Here is an 18,422-nt window from a genome sequence, read left to right on the forward strand (position 1 = left end):
CTCTCCCAGATTTATTAAAATGCGTCATTCTTAAAACGCATTGATTGCGTCAATGACGTAAGACTGTTCTTCCTCTGTCATGCCGTTGTACATAGGCAGAGAAAGTACCTGTGACGCGTACTGCTCGGTAATGGGGAAATCGCCCTTCTTATAACCCAGATACTGATAAGCCTCTGACAGATGGGGCGGAATCGGATAGTGAATAATCGTTCCGATCTCCTTTTCCTCCAGATATTTTTTCAGCTCGTCGCGCTGCTCGCTTCTGACTACAAACTGATGCCATACGGCGGTGGCTCCCTCCTGTACTCCCGGAAGAATCAGTTTGTCGTTCTGAATCTCTGCAAGATATCTGGCCGCAATCTGGCGGCGCTCCTCCTCGCACTCCTCCACATGGCGCAGACGCACACGAAGAAGTCCTGCCTGTAATTCATCCAGACGCGAGTTAGCTCCGACTACCTTATTGTAATAGCGTTTCTCGCTTCCATAATTGCGGTACACACGGAAATCCTCAGCCAGTCCCGCGTCCTTCACAACCACTCCGCCGCCGTCACCAAAAGCGCCGATGTTCTTGGAAGGATAGAAGGAAAAGCAGCCCACATCTCCGAAGGTTCCGGTCATCTGACCATCAAAGCAGGCTCCATGGGACTGGGCACAGTCCTCCACCAGCTTCAGATTGTATTTTTCTGTCAGCTTCTTGACTTCGGCCATGTTAGAAGCCTGGCCATAGAGGTGTACCACCAGAATCGCCTTGGTGCGCTCAGTGATTTTCTCCTCGATCTTGGATACATCGATATTGTAATACGGATTCGGCTCCACGAAAATCGGGGTCGCGCCGTTCATGGTGATACCCATAACGCTGGCAATGTAGGTATTGCCCTGGACAATGACCTCGTCGCCCTTACCGATACCCAGCAGACGAAACGCGATCCACAGTGCATCCAGGCCGCTGGCCAGACCCACGCAATGATTGCCGCCTGTATAAGCCGCAAATTCCTCCTCGAAGCTCTTTACCTCATTGCCCAGCACATACCAGCCGGAGCGAAGCACCTCAAGGGCCTTTGACTCAAATTCCTCCTGATACCGGAAGAAGCCTCTATCCATACGGTTTGCCATAACTTTCATTTTACAGCCGCCTCACTTTCTATCCTTTGCGGCAGACCTGCTTTTCTCTTTCCTGGAAATGGGCAGATCTATGCCTTATAAAATACATTACTCGTATTTATCATCATAACACGCGTTGAAATATTCGTCAATCGGCTTTCCATCCGCTTCAGTCAACAGAAGGGTCAGCTTCTCCGCGCCTGTTCCATTCAGATGATCCACGTCGATATAATCGTCAGCTGTCAGCTCCAGGTACTCCGTCTTCGCCAGATTGAAATCCAGATACTCCACGCCGAAACGCTCCGCCAGCTTCTGCACGTAAGCATGGGCTGAATCGTAGGGACCAATGGCCTCCAGATACTGATTGAGGCTCGGCGCTGTCACAAATACCAGACGAATATCATGCTCCCGGCAAAAGCTTACGATTTTTTCTATATAAGAAACAGGATACGTCGTATCCAGCTGCATGTCATCGGCCACTTTGCCGAAATTGTCCCACCAGGTAATGGCGTCCACGTCCAATCGCGCGTCAGACCAAACGAAGCCCCGACCTGCGTACTGGTCTGCCTCCACGGTCACCGGCTCGTATTTCCGGTAGCTTTCGGCCTGCTTCTTCGCCAGATTTTCCCGTACGTACGCGAAGTCTCCAAGCTCCTGCCAGCTGCGCCGGAAGGGAAAGAAGCGGTTCGTGTAATTCTTCGCCTCCGTGGTAGTCAGCAGGAAAGAAAGCTTATTCAAAGAAGGCCGCATATAGTCGGAAATGATATTGGCCTGCACCAGGTCACGGTCTTCGCTGTCCATAAACAGGAACTTGTAGTACATATCCAGATAGACGGTTTTCAGGTCGTAAAGTCTGGCCGCCTCCCGCAGAAGGTAGTAGGATGTATCGTAATTCTGGGAAGAAGAACCCAGATTGTATGCTGTCCTTCCGGTCAGTTCTTCGTAGAGTTCCGGGTCGTAGGCCCGGTAGCAATGGGAGCTTCCCAGGAACAGGGTATCGATCTCCTCGCCTGCGTCGGCGCGCTCATAGAGCTCATGCATAGTTAGCCTTGTGTAACTTTGACTGTCGTCCATCAGGAGGTAATTACAGAGTCTGATGAGACCGCAGAGCAGGGCTATGACTGCCACTATCATCAAAAGCCATCCGAACAGGGCTTGTTTTTTTGTTTTCACGGAAACTGAAGCCTCCTTTCTGATCAATAACGGACGTTCGGTCGCGTCATTCGCAAAACCGAACTGTTACTTAAAACTGTGTATACAGGAATCCGCTGGTATCATAAGCCGCGCCGTACACGCCAAAGATGAGTACAGCCCCAAGCAGTGCCGTATATATCAGGCACCGCAGCACTGCATTTCGCTCCAGAATCCAGCTTTGGAACGCGAAGCCTTTTTCATTCAGCACGTCCTTCGCTATCACAGCCAGAATACCAAACACCAACAGCACCCACTCGAAACTGCCAAGCTGCATACCCGCAAAATCCTGCAAACGGAAATTCGTGAGAATCACCCTCAGCATTCCCTTTAAATCTCCCAGGGAATTCACCCGAAACACCATCCAGGTGGCGTCAACGAACAGGAATATCAGTACACGCTTCACTGCGCGCGGCACTTTCCAATTCTTAATATCGAAAATCTGTCCGATGCCATGCAACAGTCCCCACAGCAGAAAATGAAAGCCGGTTCCGTGCCAGATACCGCTGACCCCGAAGGTAATCAGGATATTGACGGCTCTGCGAAAGCGCCCCCTGCGGCTGCCACCCAGCGGAATATACACATAATCCCGAAGAAAGCTGCTTAAGGAAAGATGCCACCTGCGCCAGAAATCCTGCACGGAATCCGCCTGATAAGGCCGCTTGAAATTCACCAGCAAATCAAAGCCCAACAGTCCGGCAATTCCTCTCCCCATATCCGTATAGCCTGCGAAATCGCAGTAAATCTGAAAAGCGTAAAGCGCCGTCGCCAGAATGATTTCCACGCCGCCGAAGGCCCCAAACTGACTGTACACCGCATTAACCGGAATGGCAATGCGATCCGCAATCAACAGCTTTTCGCACAGACCCCAGAGCAATAACAGGGCGCTTCGCCGGATACGCTCCGGATCCCGCACCGGGAGCGTACCTATATTCTGAATCTGTCGGAGCAGATTGCCGCTGCGCTCGATGGGCCCCTGCACCAGCTTTGGGAAAAAAGCCTGGAACAGGGCGAAATTCAGGAGATTATGCTCGGCCCGCACGGTTCCGCGGTAAACGTCGGTTAAATAGCCGATGGCCTGAAAGGTATAGAAGGAAATACCGATGGGCAGGGCGATATTGCTGCGGTTGTATTTGAAAAAGCAGAGGACCGCCACGTGGAATCCCACGACTGCCACAAAAACGCCCGTTGCCAGGCTGCTTTTTTTCTGCTCTGAAGCAGAACTTTTTCCGGCTTCCGGCATTGCCTTTGATTCTGCCTCAGCTTTTTTTACGCCATTTGTTATTCCATATTTTTCCAGTATCAATCCGGCCACCCAGGTCACCAGTGTGGACCCGATCAGCACCGCCAGATACTTTGTCCCAAAGGTCCCTAAAAAAACATAACTGGCCGCAAGAAGCCACACTGTCCGGAACCGTCCGGGCAGCATTAGATATACAAGCCATACGATTGGAAAAAAGACCAGAAAGGCCAGCGAAGTAAATCCCATACTTTCCTCCCTTTATTCCTGCACTTTTCCGAAAAACCGGCCCTCTGCAGGCCATTTCCCATAAAGCAGAAAATCAAGCAGCCGTACCCGCTTCGTAACTGCGATAATCGCCGCCGTGATGGCACTCATGGCGATAAAGGACGCCAGCACGAACAGGAACCATCTCGCCGAATACTGCGCATACACCTGTCCCCGGTTCAACACCGTGGCGAAATGGAAATGCACCACATAAATCTCCAGGGTATAGCCGCCCAGCCAGGCCAGAAACTTTTTGAACCGATTCGGACCGCATTTCCACAGAAGCCAGCAGACCGCCGCACAGCCCAGAAAGGAAGCAATGATCTGCCGCCCCAGTAAAAGAAGCGTGGTCACATCCTGAAGATCCAGCAGTACCGCCATGGTCAGAAGTCCCACAAGCGCCAGCGCGCCGCCTGCGTTTTTCACCATTTCCGGCAAAGCTTTCAGGCGTTCCTTCTGCTCTCCGGCCAGATAACCGGCCAGATAGAATGGCAGATAAAGCCGGGTCAGTCCCGGACTTAAAAACTCCACGCCCACCAGTGTCTCCAGCAGAACCGCCGCCGCCAGTCCCAGATAGACTGCCCAAAACACAATTTTTCCGCCCAAAGCGCCAAAGCTCCGCTCTGCCACTGCGCCCGCCAGCTCTGCCGTATAGACCATCAGCGTCAGAAGAAACAGCGTCATCAGAAACCACAACCCCTTATCCAGCCCGAACAGAGTCTCCACAATATTCGCCGCCGGATGCAGAGGATGCTGCAGCACGATCCAGAAAAAGAAGGGCGTCAGATAGCTGAGTGCCCGTTTTTTCAGCTTCGCGTCGTACGCGGAAAGGCTGGAAATTTTCCGCCCCATTCCGCACAAATAGCCGCTGACCAGAATGAACAGCGGCATTTGAATGACTTTTATTACATCGTAAATAATTCCGTCCTCCATATGGTTCCACACCAGGACGTGGCCCACCATCACAAGCAGAATGGCCATGCCCTTGGTGGCATCTATGGTAAGACTACGGGATTTCTGACTCATAAATAATTACGATTCCTCATTCATCTTCGCCAGCTTTGCTGCCTGGTCGGCTGCGATGCAGGCGTCGATAATCTCCTGGATATCTCCGTTCATGATCTTATCCAGCTTGTACAGGGTCAGTCCGATCCGGTGATCGGTCACGCGGCCCTGGGGGAAGTTATAGGTACGAATCTTCTCAGAACGATCTCCGGTACCGATCTGGCTTCTTCTGGCCTCTGCCTCCGCGTCGTGGGCCTTCTGGCACTCGATATCGTACAGCTTGGCACGAAGCAAAGCGAACGCCTTCGCCTTATTCTGCAGCTGAGACTTCTCGGTCTGGCTGTATACCACGATTCCTGTGGGGTAATGGGTAAGACGTACCGCGGAGTCAGTGGTGTTGACACACTGTCCGCCGTTACCGGACGCACGCATGACGTCAATACGGATATCCTTCTCGTCGATCTGCACATCCACTTCCTCTGCCTCCGGCATCACGGCCACGGTAATGGTGGACGTGTGAATTCTTCCGCCGGACTCGGTCTCCGGTACACGCTGTACCCGGTGTACGCCGGACTCGTATTTCATCACAGAGTACGCGCCCTGACCGTTGATCATGAAGGTCACGCTCTTCATACCGCCGATGCCGATCTCGTCGGCTTCCATCAGCTCTACCTTCCAGCGGCGGCTCTCTGCGTAATGCACATACATACGGTAAATCTCAGCCGCGAACAGGGCAGCCTCGTCTCCGCCTGCGCCCGCGCGGATCTCCACAATAACGTTCTTGTCATCGTTGGGGTCTTTCGGCAGAAGCAGAATCTTCAGGGTGTGCTCCAGCTCCTCGATGCGGGCCTTCGCTTCGTTCAGCTCCTCTTTGAGCATCTCGCGCATTTCCTCATCGTTCTCTTCTTCCAGCATCATAAGACTCTCTTCCACAGTCTCTTTACACTTTTTGTATTCCTTATAAGCATCGACGATAGGCTGCAGATCACTCTGCTCCTTCATCAGCTTCCGGAAACGCTCCTGATCACTGACCACGTTCGGCTCATTCAGCTCGTTCATGATATCCTCGTAACGCAGAAGCAGGTCATCCAACTTGTCAAACATGCTTGTTCCTCCATTAAAATCTTATCTATTAAAACCTTCCACGACCCGGTCAAGTCCGGCCAGGTCCTTTACTACCTTTACATCTGCGAAGCCCTGCTGACGCAGAAGCTCTGCCACACACGCTCCCTGATCGCAGCCGATTTCCAGGAAAAGACCGCCGCCCGCCCGTAAGTACTTCGGCGCTTCTTCGGCTATTTTCCGGTAAAAATACAGTCCGTCCTCATGTCCATCCAACGCCATATAGGGCTCGTGGAGCCGCACCTCATCCATCAGGGTTTCGATCTCCGCCCTTTTTATATAAGGGGGATTGGACACGATTACATCAAAGGCGCTCTCTATCTTATCAAATAAATCGCTTTGAATAAGCGCTGCTTTCGCTCCCAGCCGCTCCCGGTTTTTCTCAGCCACCTTCAGGGCTTCCGGCGATAAATCCACGCCTGTACCTTCCACGCCGGGTTTTAGATGCAGCAGACTCAGGAGAATACAGCCGGATCCGGTACACAAATCCAGAAACTGCATCCCGTCCCTCAGAAACTTCGCTGTCTCCTCCACCAGAATCTCCGTGTCCTGTCTGGGAATCAGCACATGCTCATTTACATAGAAGGAAAGCCCCATAAATTCCTGCTCGCCGGTAATCTGCTGCAGGGGAATCCGCCGTTCCCGCTTTACAAGCGACGCCCGGTACTGCTCCTCCTGATCATGGGAAATGATTTCGTCCGGATACGCCAGATAATGACTGCGGCTCACGCCCGTACACCATTCCAGTAGATACCAGGCGTCGAGATCCGCATCCGGTACCTCTGCTGCGGTTAGTCTTTTCTTACCAAGGTTCCAGGCCTCCCGGAGCGTCATGCCTTTTCCTCCAGAACCTCTTCCACTTCTTTCGGCTCCCCGTCAAAGGTCTCTGCGGATGCTTCCTCATCCTCTTCCAGGAGCTCTTCCATGTCACCGGCCTGAAGCTGTGCTTCTTCCGCCTCGTCTACTGTCTCAGCTTCTTTCTCCAGCGGCTCTCTGCCCTGCCAGGTTCTCCAGTCAAAGACCGCTTCCACAGCGGCGATAGCCACCTCGATCATATCGTCGTCCGGCTCTCTGGTGGTCAGTCCCTGCATCCACATACCGGGACGGCTTAACGCCAGTACCAGCTTATTCTCGCTTCTTCCGGCCAAACGGATGAATTCATAGGACACGCCCGCGATCACCGGCACCAGCGCGATACGGAATACCACGCGGAGAATCGGGGATTCCACACGGATAAAGATGAAGAAAATGATGCTGACAATCATAACAATCAGCATAAAACTGGTTCCACAGCGCTTATGCTCCTTGGAGCTGCCGCGCACATTTTCCACATTGAGCTCCAGTCCGTGTTCCACGCAGTTGATGCATTTGTGCTCCGCGCCGTGATACTGGAACACCCGCTGAATATCCTTCATCCGGGAGATTAGCAGAATATAACCGATAAAAAGCAACAGACGAATGCCTCCCTCGATCAGCGCGAGCAGGGTATCGGATACGATGACCCTGCGAAGCAGCGCCGCTGCGAAATAAGGCAGAACCATGAAGATCGCTACAGCCATGACAATGGAAAATGCCACAGTCAGATCCATGACTACCTTCTCAGCTTTCTCGCCAAACAGCTTATCTATCAACTGATCCGCTTTGGACGGCTGGGTCTCTTCCTCGTCGTAAAAGCTGGCAGAAAAGGTCAGGCATTTCATGCCCAGCACCAGGGAATCCACGAAGCTGATAACGCCCCGCACGATGGGAAGCCGCTTCAGCCTTTTATTACCGATGCCCTCATAGGTACTCAAATGCACCTCGATCTCTCCGTCCGGCTTTCGCACACCCACGGAATAGACATCCTGATTTTTCATCATAATGCCTTCCAGAACCGCCTGTCCGCCGATTCCTGAATATCTTGTCGTACTCATGTGTACTTTTTCCTCCATATATAGGCATTTCCTATTGTATGCAAAACGGGATGAGATCTTCCAACCTCACCCCGTGCTCACACTTATTGCTATTATTTTGTAATACCGTACTTACGATTGAATTTATCAATACGTCCACGAGCTGCAGCAGCCTTCTGCTGACCTGTGTAGAATGAGTGGCACTTGGAGCAGATTTCTACGTGGATGTCCTTCTTTGTAGAACCTGTTACGAATGTGTTGCCGCAGTTGCAGGTTACGGTTGCCTGATAATACTCCGGATGGATTCCTTCCTTCATGATTTTCACCTCTTCAAATTTATTTTGTGAACTTCTGGTTGCTGTTTCCCGGCCAATGCTGTTCCGATGTTTCCGCAGCAAGCTACCCCGGGCTATCCCTGCAAGTCCCTGCAGTTGAGCTGAACGCACACGTCTTTGCACATACAACAGCTTCTAGATTATAGCACAGGCTCGGGCGGATTACAAGCCGGAAAATTATATTTTTGAAAATAAATACTTTGTAACAGGAAAATCCTGCGGACTGACACTTATTCTCTGTCCGTCCGCAGGATTCTGTCTGTTCCTTCTATATAGAAGATTCTCTAGTTTTTAAGCTGCCTCGGTGCCTTTCTTCTTATTAAAAAGCTCCTTGCCCGAAGTGTATACAATAATCACACCCAACAGCATCAGCAGAATTGCCAGCACAAGCTGCAGTCCCTCTACCATGAATACGCCGGTTCCTGCTGAAAATGCCTTTACCATGGCGATAGCTCTCTGTACCAGTGCCGTAAATGTTACACAAAGCATCACGATAAGGGGCGGGAACAGGGTCCGGTTCTCACGGCCTGTCACCTTCAGGAATACGCAGAGGGTAATCAGTACCAGTGCACTTAAGAGCTGATTTGCGCTTCCGAACAGCGGCCAGATATTCGCATAGCCGATCTGAGTCAGGAGGTAACCAATCAGCAGGGTAACTACGGTGGAGAAGTACTTATTGCAGAGCAGCTTTCTCCAGCCTTCCGCATGCTCCATATCGTCTACGCTGAACAGCTCCTGGAAGGACATACGTCCAATACGGGCTACAGCGTCCAGACTGGTGAGCGCCAGGGCGGATACGCACATGGTCATAAAGCACTGGGCGATATAAACCGGCAGACCGAACATCTCCAGGAATCCGGCTACGCCGTTAGAGAAAATCTGGAACGGAGTTCCCACCGCCGCGGTTCCGTCTGCGGATGCTGCAGCGCCTGCCACACAGAGAGCCAGAACAGCCAGAAGGCTTTCCAGAACCATGGCGCCGTAACCAACCTTTACCATATCCTTCTCATTTTCAATGGTCTTGGATGAGGTTCCGGAGGATACCAGGCTGTGGAAACCGGATACCGCACCGCAGGCTACGGTAACGAACAGAATCGGGAACAGGTTACCAAGCTTCTCATTCTGGAAACCGGTATAGACCGGCAGGTTCATATTCGGATGAGCCACCAGAAGTCCTGCTACCGCGCCGAGAATCATGCCCACGAACATGAAGGTGGTCATATAATCACGGGGCTGCTTCATCAGCCACATAGGTAATACAGATGCCAGGAAAATATAAGCAAAGGTCACATACAGCCAGGTGCTCTTACCTGCTATCAGCGGCATATTCATGCCGAGAGCCAGGGACGCGAAGGTGAACAGCAGTCCTAAAACAACCTCTTTCCAGCCGTCCAGGTTAAACTTCTTCTGAAGCAGTCCGAATACTACCGCAAAGCCCATGAAGAACAGGGAAATGCTTCCGGCTGCGCCATTTACATCTGCAAGCTCCGCAAGGACCGTTGTGCCCTCTTCGGTAACCGTGTAGGCATTGAAGGTTCCGGCTACCATGTCGGCGAAGGCCGCAATGACAATCAGGGTAAACAGCCAGCAGAACAGCAGGAACAGCTTCCGTCCGGTCTTGCCGATATATTTCTCAATCAGCAGTCCCATGGATTTTCCTTCGTTCTTGACACTGGCATACAGGGCTCCGAAATCTGTGACGGCTCCGAAGAAAATGCCGCCGATGAGAATCCAGAGCAATACCGGAAGCCAGCCAAAGGCCGCCGCCTGAATAGCTCCGGTCACAGGGCCTGCGCCCGCGATGGATGAAAACTGATGGGCAAATACCACCCAGCCGTTGGTGGGTACATAATCCTGACCATCCTCTTTGAGTACAGCCGGGGTCTTAGCCTTCGGATCGATGCCCCATTTATTCGCCAGCCAGCGGCCATATAAGGTGTAGCCGGCCAGCAGGCATACTGCTGCGATTACTACGATAACAAGCGTGTTCATAATGTTACTCCTCCTCGATGTCTTTTATGTTTACGTCTTTGGTTTTGCCTGTCTCATTATCAAATTCAAATAGAATCCTGCAAAGCAGGATTCTCCGCCTGCGGCGGGTCGCCTTAGCGACATACTACCTCTCCGCCGCAGTGCGATCCTGTTTTTTGTATAGCAGGGAATTCCATCGGAATTTCCTGTTATACAAAAAAGCCTCCGCCTTCTCAGATTACTCTGAAGAAGACGAAGGCTTTCAAATCCTCCGCGTTACCACTTCTCTTGCTGACTCGATCGCTGTCAGCCTCTCAGTCATATCCTCGGCTCTGTCCGGTCTCTTTTGTATCCCGGCTGCTTCCCGATTGAACATGTGCCCCGATAACGGCGGGCTTCCGGTTCCGACTACTTCTTGTGACATTTTCATCTGAACTGCTTGCAGGGGATGAATCTTTTTCCTGCCTGTTCCCTCACACCGACCGGGAACTCTCTGAAAAGCATTCTGAAAAAAATCCTTGTCCTGTTCATTGCATTTGACTTATGAAACAGTATGCTTGCATTATAGTCCTCTTTTTTCAAAAGTCAAGAGGGGGATTTGAAAAAAGGTTGTACTTTTTTCAATACACATTTTAGATAAATTTGTTCTTTTTCACGGTCTGCACGAATTCCGCGTTGTTCTTGGTACGGGCGAACATGTTCAGGATATTCTCCACAGCCTCCTCCGGCTTCAGGCCGTTCAGGCCTTTCCGGATAATATCCATGGCCTCCAGCTCCTCAGCTGTCAGAAGCAGATCCTCCCGACGGGTGCCGGACTTTGGAATATCGATGGCCGGGAATACGCGCTTCTCCTGCAGCTTCCGGTTCAGCACCAGCTCCATGTTACCGGTTCCCTTGAATTCCTCATAAATGACGTCGTCCATCTTGCTTCCGGTTTCTACCAGTGCTGTGGCCAGAATCGTCAGGCTGCCGCCCTCGCGCATATTGCGGGCAGCGCCGAAAAAGCGCTTGGGCATATGCAGAGCCGCCGGATCAAGACCGCCGGACAGGGTACGGCCACTGGGCGGAACCGTCAGATTGTAGGCCCGGGCAAGACGGGTGATGCTGTCCAGCAGGATGACCACGTCCTTGCCGCTCTCCACCAGACGCTTCGCGCGCTCGATGACCATCTCCGCTACTCTCTTATGGTGCTCCGGCAGCTCGTCGAAGGTGGAATGAATCACCTCCACATTCGGCCCCTCGATAGCTTCTTTGATATCCGTAACCTCCTCAGGGCGCTCGTCAATCAGCAAAATCAACAGCTGCATGTCCGGATGGTTCCGGGTCACGGACTTGGCCACATCCTTCAGAAGAGTGGTTTTACCAGCCTTGGGCGGGGACACGATCATGCCTCTCTGTCCCTTTCCGATGGGAGAAATCAGATCGACGATCCGCATGGCGGTGCTTCCGCCCGGGCGCTCCAGATGGATCCGCCGATTCGGAAAAATCGGAGTCAGATCCTCGAAATTCCGTCTTCTGGCCGCCTCCTCAGGGCGCAGTCCGTTGACAGTCTTTAAGTACAGAAGCGCCGCGAACTTCTCGGTCTGGGAGCGGACTTTTATGTTCCCGCAGAGGATATCGCCTGTCTTCAGGTTATATCTGCGGATCAGGGCCGGATTGATGTAAATGTCGTTTTCACCCGGCAGATAGTTGTCGCTTCGGATAAAGCCGTAGCCGTCTGCCAGCACCTCCAGAATACCGTTGGCTACCTGGCCGCTATCCAGATTGGTGGACTGCTCCTGCTGGGGCTGAACCGTGGTCTGGGTCTGTGGCGCTGCACTGCGGTCATAGGAGGGGCGCTCGTAGGTGCGCTGTTCGTAGCGCTCATTCCGTTCCGGACGCTCATAACGTGTTGGCCGTTCTGTGCGTTCTGTTCGTTCTGTGCGTTCCGCACGTTCCCGCTGCTCTCTCTGCTCCTGACGCTGCTCATAGCGCTCCTGCCGTTCTTTCTGGAACTTCTCCGTCTGGGCAATCTGCTCCTGCCGGCTCACTTCCTCGTCCTTCTCCAGCATCCGCGTAATCAGATCGCTTTTTTTCAATGTGGACGTTCCTTTCATTCCTCTGGTTTTCGCAATACCTTTCAGCTCAGCCAGCGGCAATGATTCATACTGTTCTCTGGTCATTCCCTGTCCTCCTCATTCTACGCCTGTCAACTCTGTAATTTAAAATACGCAAACTTCTGCATTCTTTCTCATTGGGAATCCCGCCCGGATACAGGACGGATCGAAATTTTGAATTTATTATATCCTATTTTCTTCCTGTTTGCAATTCTATTTTTACTTCACAATCCGCCAAACTAATGATAAAATAAGAGAAATTAAAACAGGATGGTGTCTATTGTGATAAAAAAACTGATTTTGCCCGTTTATCTGTGGGCACACCGGCTGATGATGAAAATCTGCTGGAATATTTTCATACATTTTCCCCTGGATCGTAAAAAGGTGGTCTTCAGCAATTTCAACGGCGGCGGCTACGGCGATAACCCCAAGTTTATCGCCCAGGAATTCTTAAAACGAAACCTTGGCTGGAAGCTTTACTGGGTATCTGCCTCGAACTACGATCTGCCCCAAGGCCTTACACCTGTTCGGCCCAATACAGCCGCTTTTGCCTGGCATATGGCCACAGCGGGCACCTGGATCGATGATACGAGAAAGCTCTATTATTTCAAAAAGCGGCCCGGCCAGTTCTATATCCAGACCTGGCACGGAGGATTGGGCCTTAAAAAAGTGGAAAAGGACTGCGAAGAAGCCCTCTCCAAGGAGTATGTAGCCTACGCGAAAATAGACTCGAAAAACATGGATCTTCTGCTGGCCTGCTGCCGCTGGGAGAGCGAATCCTACCGGGAAGCCTTCTGGTATGATGGTCCGATTCTGGAAAAGGGCATCCCGAAAAATGACATTTATTTTGAAGATCCCGCGCCCTATATCCGAAAGGTGCATCAGCATTTCGGCCTGCCTGAAGGCACGAAGCTGGCCCTCTACGCCCCCACCTACCGGGACAGCCGCAAGACCGATATGTACAACCTGGACTACAGCCAGCTCCTGTCCACGCTTGAGAAACGCTTTGGCGGCAGCTGGGCCGTTCTGGTACGGATGCATCCCAATGTCAGCTATAAAGACTACCCGCTGACCTATACAGACCGCATTCTGAACGCCAGCCCCTACGAGAATATGCAGGAGCTCTTGGTGGCCTCCGATATCATCATCAGCGACTACTCCGGCTGCGCCTTCGACTTCCCCATGATCGGCAAGCCCGGCTTCCTCTACGCCGAGGATTACGAGGAAATGAAGCGCACCAAGGACTATTATTTCCAGCTGGAGGAGCTGCCCTTTACACTGGCGCTCACAAATGAACAGCTCATGGAGCAGATCGAGCATTTTGATGAGAAGGATTATCAGAAGAGGTGTAAGGAATTCTGCGATATGCTGGGATTTTATGATGACGGACATGCGTCGAAAGCGGTGGTGGATCTGATTCTTGAAAAAATGAATGTCTAACGCGGGAAAGCGGCCATATCCAGAAGGATGCAGCCGCTTTCCTGTTTTTATCTGTCAGATTTCCCGCACATCTTTTTTCCGATAAAAATCTTCCACAACCCCCGCTATCGCCTTCGACACTCCCCGGCCTACATAGGAATTATCCCGGCCATCCTCGATGGATTTCAGGAAGGCCACGATCTCGTAGCGGATGCCCTCGCCGTCCAGCTGGTAGAAGTAGCGCTTGTTGTTGGCGGGATTTTCGTAGCGAATCTCGAAGTAGTCGGTCTTCCACCAGGGAGCCGGGACGTAGATGTATCCTTCCGTGCCGGAAACCACCAGATCGCCCTCGGACTTGATGCCCTTGCCTACCTGGATGGAGGCCATGGCGTCCGAGTATACGAAATTCACTCTGGAAAATGCGTCATAGGCCTTCGCCTCGTCCGCATAGTGGGTGATGATCTGCTTCTCTGCATAGTCGGTGCCCAGAAGCTGGAACACCGGCAGCAGCGCCGTGGGTCCCCAGTCGCAGAGACTTCCCCAGCTGCGGTTGAACTGGCCCGGGTAGACGTTCGCCTCGTCCTCCAGGCGGGTGCAGGCGGCGTCCACCGAAACCACCTTTCCGATACGACCACTCTTAGCCAGCAAAAGTAACCGGTAATAAGCGGTCGAATAAGCGGTCTTGATGGCCTCCATCAGCACGCACTTTTTCTCCTTCGCCAGGGCGAACAGCTCCTCGCACTCCCGCACAGAAAGCGCGATGGGCGACTCGCAGAGCACATGCTTCCCGGCCTCCAGGACCGCCCGGATCTGCTGATAATGCACGTCCGGGTGTGACAGGATATACATGGCGTCCGACTTCTCCAGAAGCTTCCGAAATTCATTCCGGTCATCCCCGCAGACGCCGGAAATTACTGCGCCGTTTACATAGCCGCTCTCCTTCCGGAACTTCTGAAGGTCCGAAGCATCCCCCACCAGTCCCAGACGGATGGCGTGCTTCTCCGACCGAAGCTGCGTACTGGACACGCCCTCCGTTCTGTCAAGGTAAACCACTTTACAATATTCATTCAGATAATCAAATTTTCCACGCCAATCGGAACCGATGGCAAAGATATCCACATGATAGCGGCGAATATCGTCAATTTTCTGACCCTCGTACTCCTCGATGATAATTTCGTCCGCCAGGCCGGTGGCCCGCACGCCCTCGATGCGCTCCATCAGGGACTGCTGCACATTGATCTTACCCCGGGTCTTGTCGAAATCCTCGGCGGTCACGCCCACAATCAGGTAATCGCCCAGCGCCTTTGCCCGTTCCAGCAGGCGGATATGGCCGTAATGCAGCAAATCATAGGTTCCGTATGTGATAACTTTCGTCATAAAAATCCCCCTGCAACCTTAGTCCGCATCCACCTGGAAAAACGCGTCCAGGAATATCTGCATGGCTTTTTTTGAGCCCACCGACACGCGCAGATAATCCTTCAGAAGCTCATTTCCGTAAGGATGAACCAGCACCTGCTTCTCCTCTTCCAACCGCTCGCTTATCTCCTTCGCGTTGTGATGAGGCTTTATGAAAATGAAGTTTCCGCGGCAGTCGCGGCACTCGTAGCCCTTCTTCTGAAGCTCCTCCAGCGTATAGGCCTTGCCCTCCTTCTCGATGCGAATCAGCTCGTCCACCATCTCTGGGTGATCGAGAATCCGCTCTGCGAACAGCAGGGCAATGGAATTGGCGTCAAAGGTCAGTCGGGCATTCTTTACATAATGAATGATCTCCGGATTGCTGATGATGACGCCCAGACGGCAGGCCGCGATGGAGAACAGCTTGGAGAAGGTACGCAGCACCACCACGTTTTCATCCTTCAGGGCATGTTCGATGAAGGTGTTCGGATAAAAATAATGATACGCCTCGTCGATAATAACGATAGCGCCCACCTCTTTCGCCCGCGCGATAACCTGCTGAAGCTCTTCCTCGGTATACACATTTCCCACCGGGTTGTTGGGATTCAGCAGCACCACGATGCGGGTATTGTCATGGATCGCATTCAGAATGTTTTCAATTTTGATGGTCAGATCCGGCTCGTAGGCCACCGGCACATGCTTATAGCCCAGGATACAGCAGTTGACCCAATACATCTCGAAGGACGGATCCACAGTCACGACCTCCTTGCCCACCTCGCCGAAGGTCTCCAAAAGATAGCGGATGGCCATATCGGAGCCGTTGGTGGTCAGGACATTTTCATACTCCGCGCCGATGAATTTCGCGTATTTATGCAGGAACCGGTCCGGCTCCGGATAGATCGCAAGGAATTCCGGCGTAATCTCCTTCAGCACGGAATCCACAAATTCCTTCGGCAGTCCTTCCGGGTTCTCATTCATATCATAGCGGTGCATGCCGTAGCGGTTCTGCATGGGGAAGACCCGGACGGTGTTTTTTATATATTCATTTACGTGGTAGTTCATAAGATACCTCCTGTCTCTCTGCTGCTGTGGTTGGTAAGCAGAGCTTAGCAAAAATGTATTGTAAATATTTTCCTTTTTTCATTTCTATATCTTCATCTTACTGCATATGGATTAAATACACAAGTCAGGATTCTGCCGAAATTCTTAGTTATAATTCTCAATCTGAGTTCCGGAAATCCATTCATTTACATCGTGATGCCAAGCATACCAAACACCATTCCAATGACGGAATATACAAACAGGTGCAGACACAAAATTGGCAGTGTATGCCGTCCGATGCATTCCAGCGGTCTCTGCAGCCACTTCGTATGCTTCGTCTCATACAGGGCGCTGCACAGAGACATCACAATCAGCGAGCCAGCCGTTCCCACGAAGAGATACAGGGCCATGCTCCGTCCATAATCCCCCACGGACATATTGACGCTTCCATTCCAGCGGGCTGCAAGCACAAAGGCTGCGGCCACCAGGAACAGATAAAACGGCTTTTTCAAAAGCTTTCCGACCCAGTCCTGCACCGCCGCCAGCTTGCCGATGATCAGGAAAGTCACAGCATAAAAGGCACAGTCGATGCTCCAAGGCAGCAGTACAGGACACGCGTAATGAAGGCCAATGGCTATCAGCAGATAAATTCCGTTTCCCACAAAGGCCTTTCGGGAATCACCCTTCGCTGCCCGCATCAGAATCCAGAACAGGATATAGCTCACAAACATGCAGGTCAGAAACCAGGTGGGCGCGTTCAGAATCTGCATAAAATATACATTTGTGGCGGAATCCATGGGCATCAGACAGTTGCGGGAATAGAGGATGCCAAGCAGGGTCTGCCCGTCCGCATTTCCCCGCAAAAAGAAAAACACAAACAGAAACAGGTTGTAACCGAAATAGGGAAGCAGCAGACGTTTCGCTTTTTTCTTTACAAAAGCTCCAAAGCTCTCCTCCGGCTTATAGGAAAAGGTCATGCCCGCCGTGATGAAAAAGATGGGCATATAGAACATGCCGCCGTAGAAGCTTACCGGCCCGAAGGAGCGCCCCGTGTGTACCAGCAGCACCACCAGGATTCCGACGGCCTTGACCGCATCCAGCCATGCGATTCGTTTTTTCTCCATTTCCATCACTCCTTCTTCCTGTCTGCAAATGTCTTCGAAATTCCGGCGGTCAGCCGCCCGCTCACCGGCTCCAGATATTTCCGGCTAAGCGCCGAGAGTATCAGCACCAGCGCCAGCGTGCAGACAAAATCTAAAGCTGTCAGCAGCCCGTAGCTCATTTTCCCGTAAAGGCTTAAGAACAGCCAGCAGGAAAAGGTCGCAATCACCGGGAAATGCAGCAGATACAGGGAATATGACACCTTACCTAAGAACCGGAAGGGCTTTGCCCCGAAGAACCTCTGCAGTCCCGGCAGTCCCAGTACGCCTGCCAGCAACAGCGCCGCGCCCGCCAGGTGATAAAGGGTTGTATAGGCCGATGGCAATATGCCGTAAATCGTGCCGCTCATGTCCGAACCGATGGACGGATAGGACAGCAGGTACACGCCCAGTACAAAGCTGCCAAGCGGCAGAAGCCAGAACCGCCGCCACAGCTCCATGCCCTTCTGCCGGGTGCAGAAAAAGTCTGACGCCGCGAAGCCCAGGAAGATACCCGCAAAGTAAATGTCGGTCTTCACCGCTGCCAGCAGCATCACCAGATAAACCACATACCGAAACGGATTCTCCCCCACCAGATAAGCCGCCAGATAGACCACCAGCGCGCCGGAGAACAGGTAAGGGATGGTCCAGAGGACGCCGTTATAATTGTTGGTGCCGAACAGAAAGCAGCCGGCCAGGCTCTCGCCCAGCATCTGCAGGAAGTTCGGCTGAAACTGATTAAAGCCCGCGAACCACACCGTCGATTTGGTCAGGATGGCCGCCTCGTCGTTGCGATAGCATCCCAGGCTCATCAGGACAAAGATCACGGTATTGATCATCAAAATCATCGGCATCAGCCGGAAATAACGCTTCCAGGCCGCGGACTTCAGCCGTCCTTTATCCCTTGTGTGAAAATAGGACAGGCAGAGCACGAAGCCGCTGAACACCAGAAATAAGCAGACCGCCGAATTCCCGCTGTAGAGCAGATTCAGAGGCGTTTTGCCGATGGTAATCTCGATGCCGGAATTGGTGTTCACTGCATCTCCGGTCAGGCTGTAGGCCGCGTAATAAAAGGCGAAGACAAAATGGCAGAAAAATACCATCAGCGCGCCGATTCCTTTCAGTCCGTCGATATAGTCCAGTTTTTTCAAGCTGCTTCCTCCATTCTGTCTCCGCCAATGCCCTGCGGTAATTTTAGTTTACATAAC

The 18,422-nt window shown here is 52.2% G+C and carries 15 protein-coding genes and 1 other annotated feature; of the genes, 1 reads left to right on the forward strand and 14 read right to left on the reverse strand.

Annotated elements, in window-relative coordinates:
- Nucleotides 1–30: 30 nt before the first annotated feature.
- From WMO29_RS03320 to rho, 10 genes are all read right to left on the reverse strand, one after another.
- Nucleotides 31–1,122 carry an aminotransferase class I/II-fold pyridoxal phosphate-dependent enzyme gene (locus WMO29_RS03320; protein WP_178038784.1) on the reverse strand — a complete coding sequence of 364 codons (1,092 nt, stop codon included), beginning with the start codon at nucleotides 1,120–1,122 and terminating at the stop codon, nucleotides 31–33.
- An 87-nt stretch (nucleotides 1,123–1,209) separates the two neighbouring features.
- On the reverse strand, nucleotides 1,210–2,274 hold the full coding sequence (locus WMO29_RS03325) for an SGNH/GDSL hydrolase family protein (RefSeq protein WP_349163758.1): 1,065 nt from the start codon (nucleotides 2,272–2,274) through the stop codon (nucleotides 1,210–1,212).
- A gap of 70 nt (nucleotides 2,275–2,344) precedes the next feature.
- Nucleotides 2,345–3,781 carry an MBOAT family O-acyltransferase gene (locus tag WMO29_RS03330; RefSeq protein WP_349163759.1) on the reverse strand — a complete coding sequence of 479 codons (1,437 nt, stop codon included), beginning with the start codon at nucleotides 3,779–3,781 and terminating at the stop codon, nucleotides 2,345–2,347.
- A gap of 12 nt (nucleotides 3,782–3,793) precedes the next feature.
- A complete protein-coding gene (locus WMO29_RS03335; protein ID WP_349163760.1) occupies nucleotides 3,794–4,825 on the reverse strand; it encodes an acyltransferase family protein in 1,032 nt (343 codons plus the stop codon).
- Between the two features lie 6 nt (nucleotides 4,826–4,831).
- On the reverse strand, nucleotides 4,832–5,908 hold the full coding sequence (prfA, locus tag WMO29_RS03340; protein ID WP_178038780.1) for a peptide chain release factor 1: 1,077 nt from the start codon (nucleotides 5,906–5,908) through the stop codon (nucleotides 4,832–4,834).
- Between the two features lie 21 nt (nucleotides 5,909–5,929).
- Nucleotides 5,930–6,760 (reverse strand): peptide chain release factor N(5)-glutamine methyltransferase, encoded by an 831-nt coding sequence (gene prmC, locus WMO29_RS03345; protein WP_349163761.1) that lies wholly within the window; start codon nucleotides 6,758–6,760, stop codon nucleotides 5,930–5,932.
- Nucleotides 6,757–7,839, reverse strand: coding sequence for a DUF1385 domain-containing protein (locus tag WMO29_RS03350; protein WP_349163762.1), 1,083 nt, complete (start codon nucleotides 7,837–7,839; stop codon nucleotides 6,757–6,759). Before WMO29_RS03350 ends, prmC begins: the two co-directional genes overlap by 4 nt.
- A gap of 92 nt (nucleotides 7,840–7,931) precedes the next feature.
- On the reverse strand, nucleotides 7,932–8,135 hold the full coding sequence (gene rpmE / locus WMO29_RS03355; RefSeq protein ID WP_178038777.1) for a 50S ribosomal protein L31: 204 nt from the start codon (nucleotides 8,133–8,135) through the stop codon (nucleotides 7,932–7,934).
- A 309-nt stretch (nucleotides 8,136–8,444) separates the two neighbouring features.
- Nucleotides 8,445–10,145 (reverse strand): carbon starvation CstA family protein, encoded by a 1,701-nt coding sequence (locus tag WMO29_RS03360; RefSeq protein ID WP_349163763.1) that lies wholly within the window; start codon nucleotides 10,143–10,145, stop codon nucleotides 8,445–8,447.
- 224 nt (nucleotides 10,146–10,369) lie between these two features.
- Nucleotides 10,370–10,664, reverse strand: a binding site (T-box leader).
- A gap of 92 nt (nucleotides 10,665–10,756) precedes the next feature.
- Nucleotides 10,757–12,286 carry a transcription termination factor Rho gene (gene rho, locus WMO29_RS03365; protein WP_349163764.1) on the reverse strand — a complete coding sequence of 510 codons (1,530 nt, stop codon included), beginning with the start codon at nucleotides 12,284–12,286 and terminating at the stop codon, nucleotides 10,757–10,759.
- Between the two features lie 216 nt (nucleotides 12,287–12,502).
- Here rho and WMO29_RS03370 point away from each other — a divergent pair, with 216 nt between their 5' ends.
- Nucleotides 12,503–13,660 (forward strand): CDP-glycerol glycerophosphotransferase family protein, encoded by a 1,158-nt coding sequence (locus WMO29_RS03370; RefSeq protein WP_349163765.1) that lies wholly within the window; start codon nucleotides 12,503–12,505, stop codon nucleotides 13,658–13,660.
- 54 nt (nucleotides 13,661–13,714) lie between these two features.
- Here WMO29_RS03370 and WMO29_RS03375 read toward each other — a convergent pair whose 3' ends face one another.
- From WMO29_RS03375 to WMO29_RS03390, 4 genes are all read right to left on the reverse strand, one after another.
- A complete protein-coding gene (locus WMO29_RS03375) occupies nucleotides 13,715–15,016 on the reverse strand; it encodes a Gfo/Idh/MocA family oxidoreductase (RefSeq protein WP_349163766.1) in 1,302 nt (433 codons plus the stop codon).
- An 18-nt stretch (nucleotides 15,017–15,034) separates the two neighbouring features.
- A complete protein-coding gene (locus WMO29_RS03380; RefSeq protein WP_349163767.1) occupies nucleotides 15,035–16,096 on the reverse strand; it encodes a pyridoxal phosphate-dependent aminotransferase in 1,062 nt (353 codons plus the stop codon).
- 185 nt (nucleotides 16,097–16,281) lie between these two features.
- On the reverse strand, nucleotides 16,282–17,199 hold the full coding sequence (locus WMO29_RS03385) for an acyltransferase family protein (protein WP_178038770.1): 918 nt from the start codon (nucleotides 17,197–17,199) through the stop codon (nucleotides 16,282–16,284).
- 5 nt (nucleotides 17,200–17,204) lie between these two features.
- A complete protein-coding gene (locus tag WMO29_RS03390) occupies nucleotides 17,205–18,365 on the reverse strand; it encodes an acyltransferase family protein (RefSeq protein WP_349163768.1) in 1,161 nt (386 codons plus the stop codon).
- Between the last annotated feature and the right edge of the window lie 57 nt (nucleotides 18,366–18,422).

This window comes from Laedolimicola intestinihominis, assembly GCF_040096155.1.
In the GTDB taxonomy this organism is placed as follows: domain Bacteria; phylum Bacillota; class Clostridia; order Lachnospirales; family Lachnospiraceae; genus Laedolimicola; species Laedolimicola intestinihominis.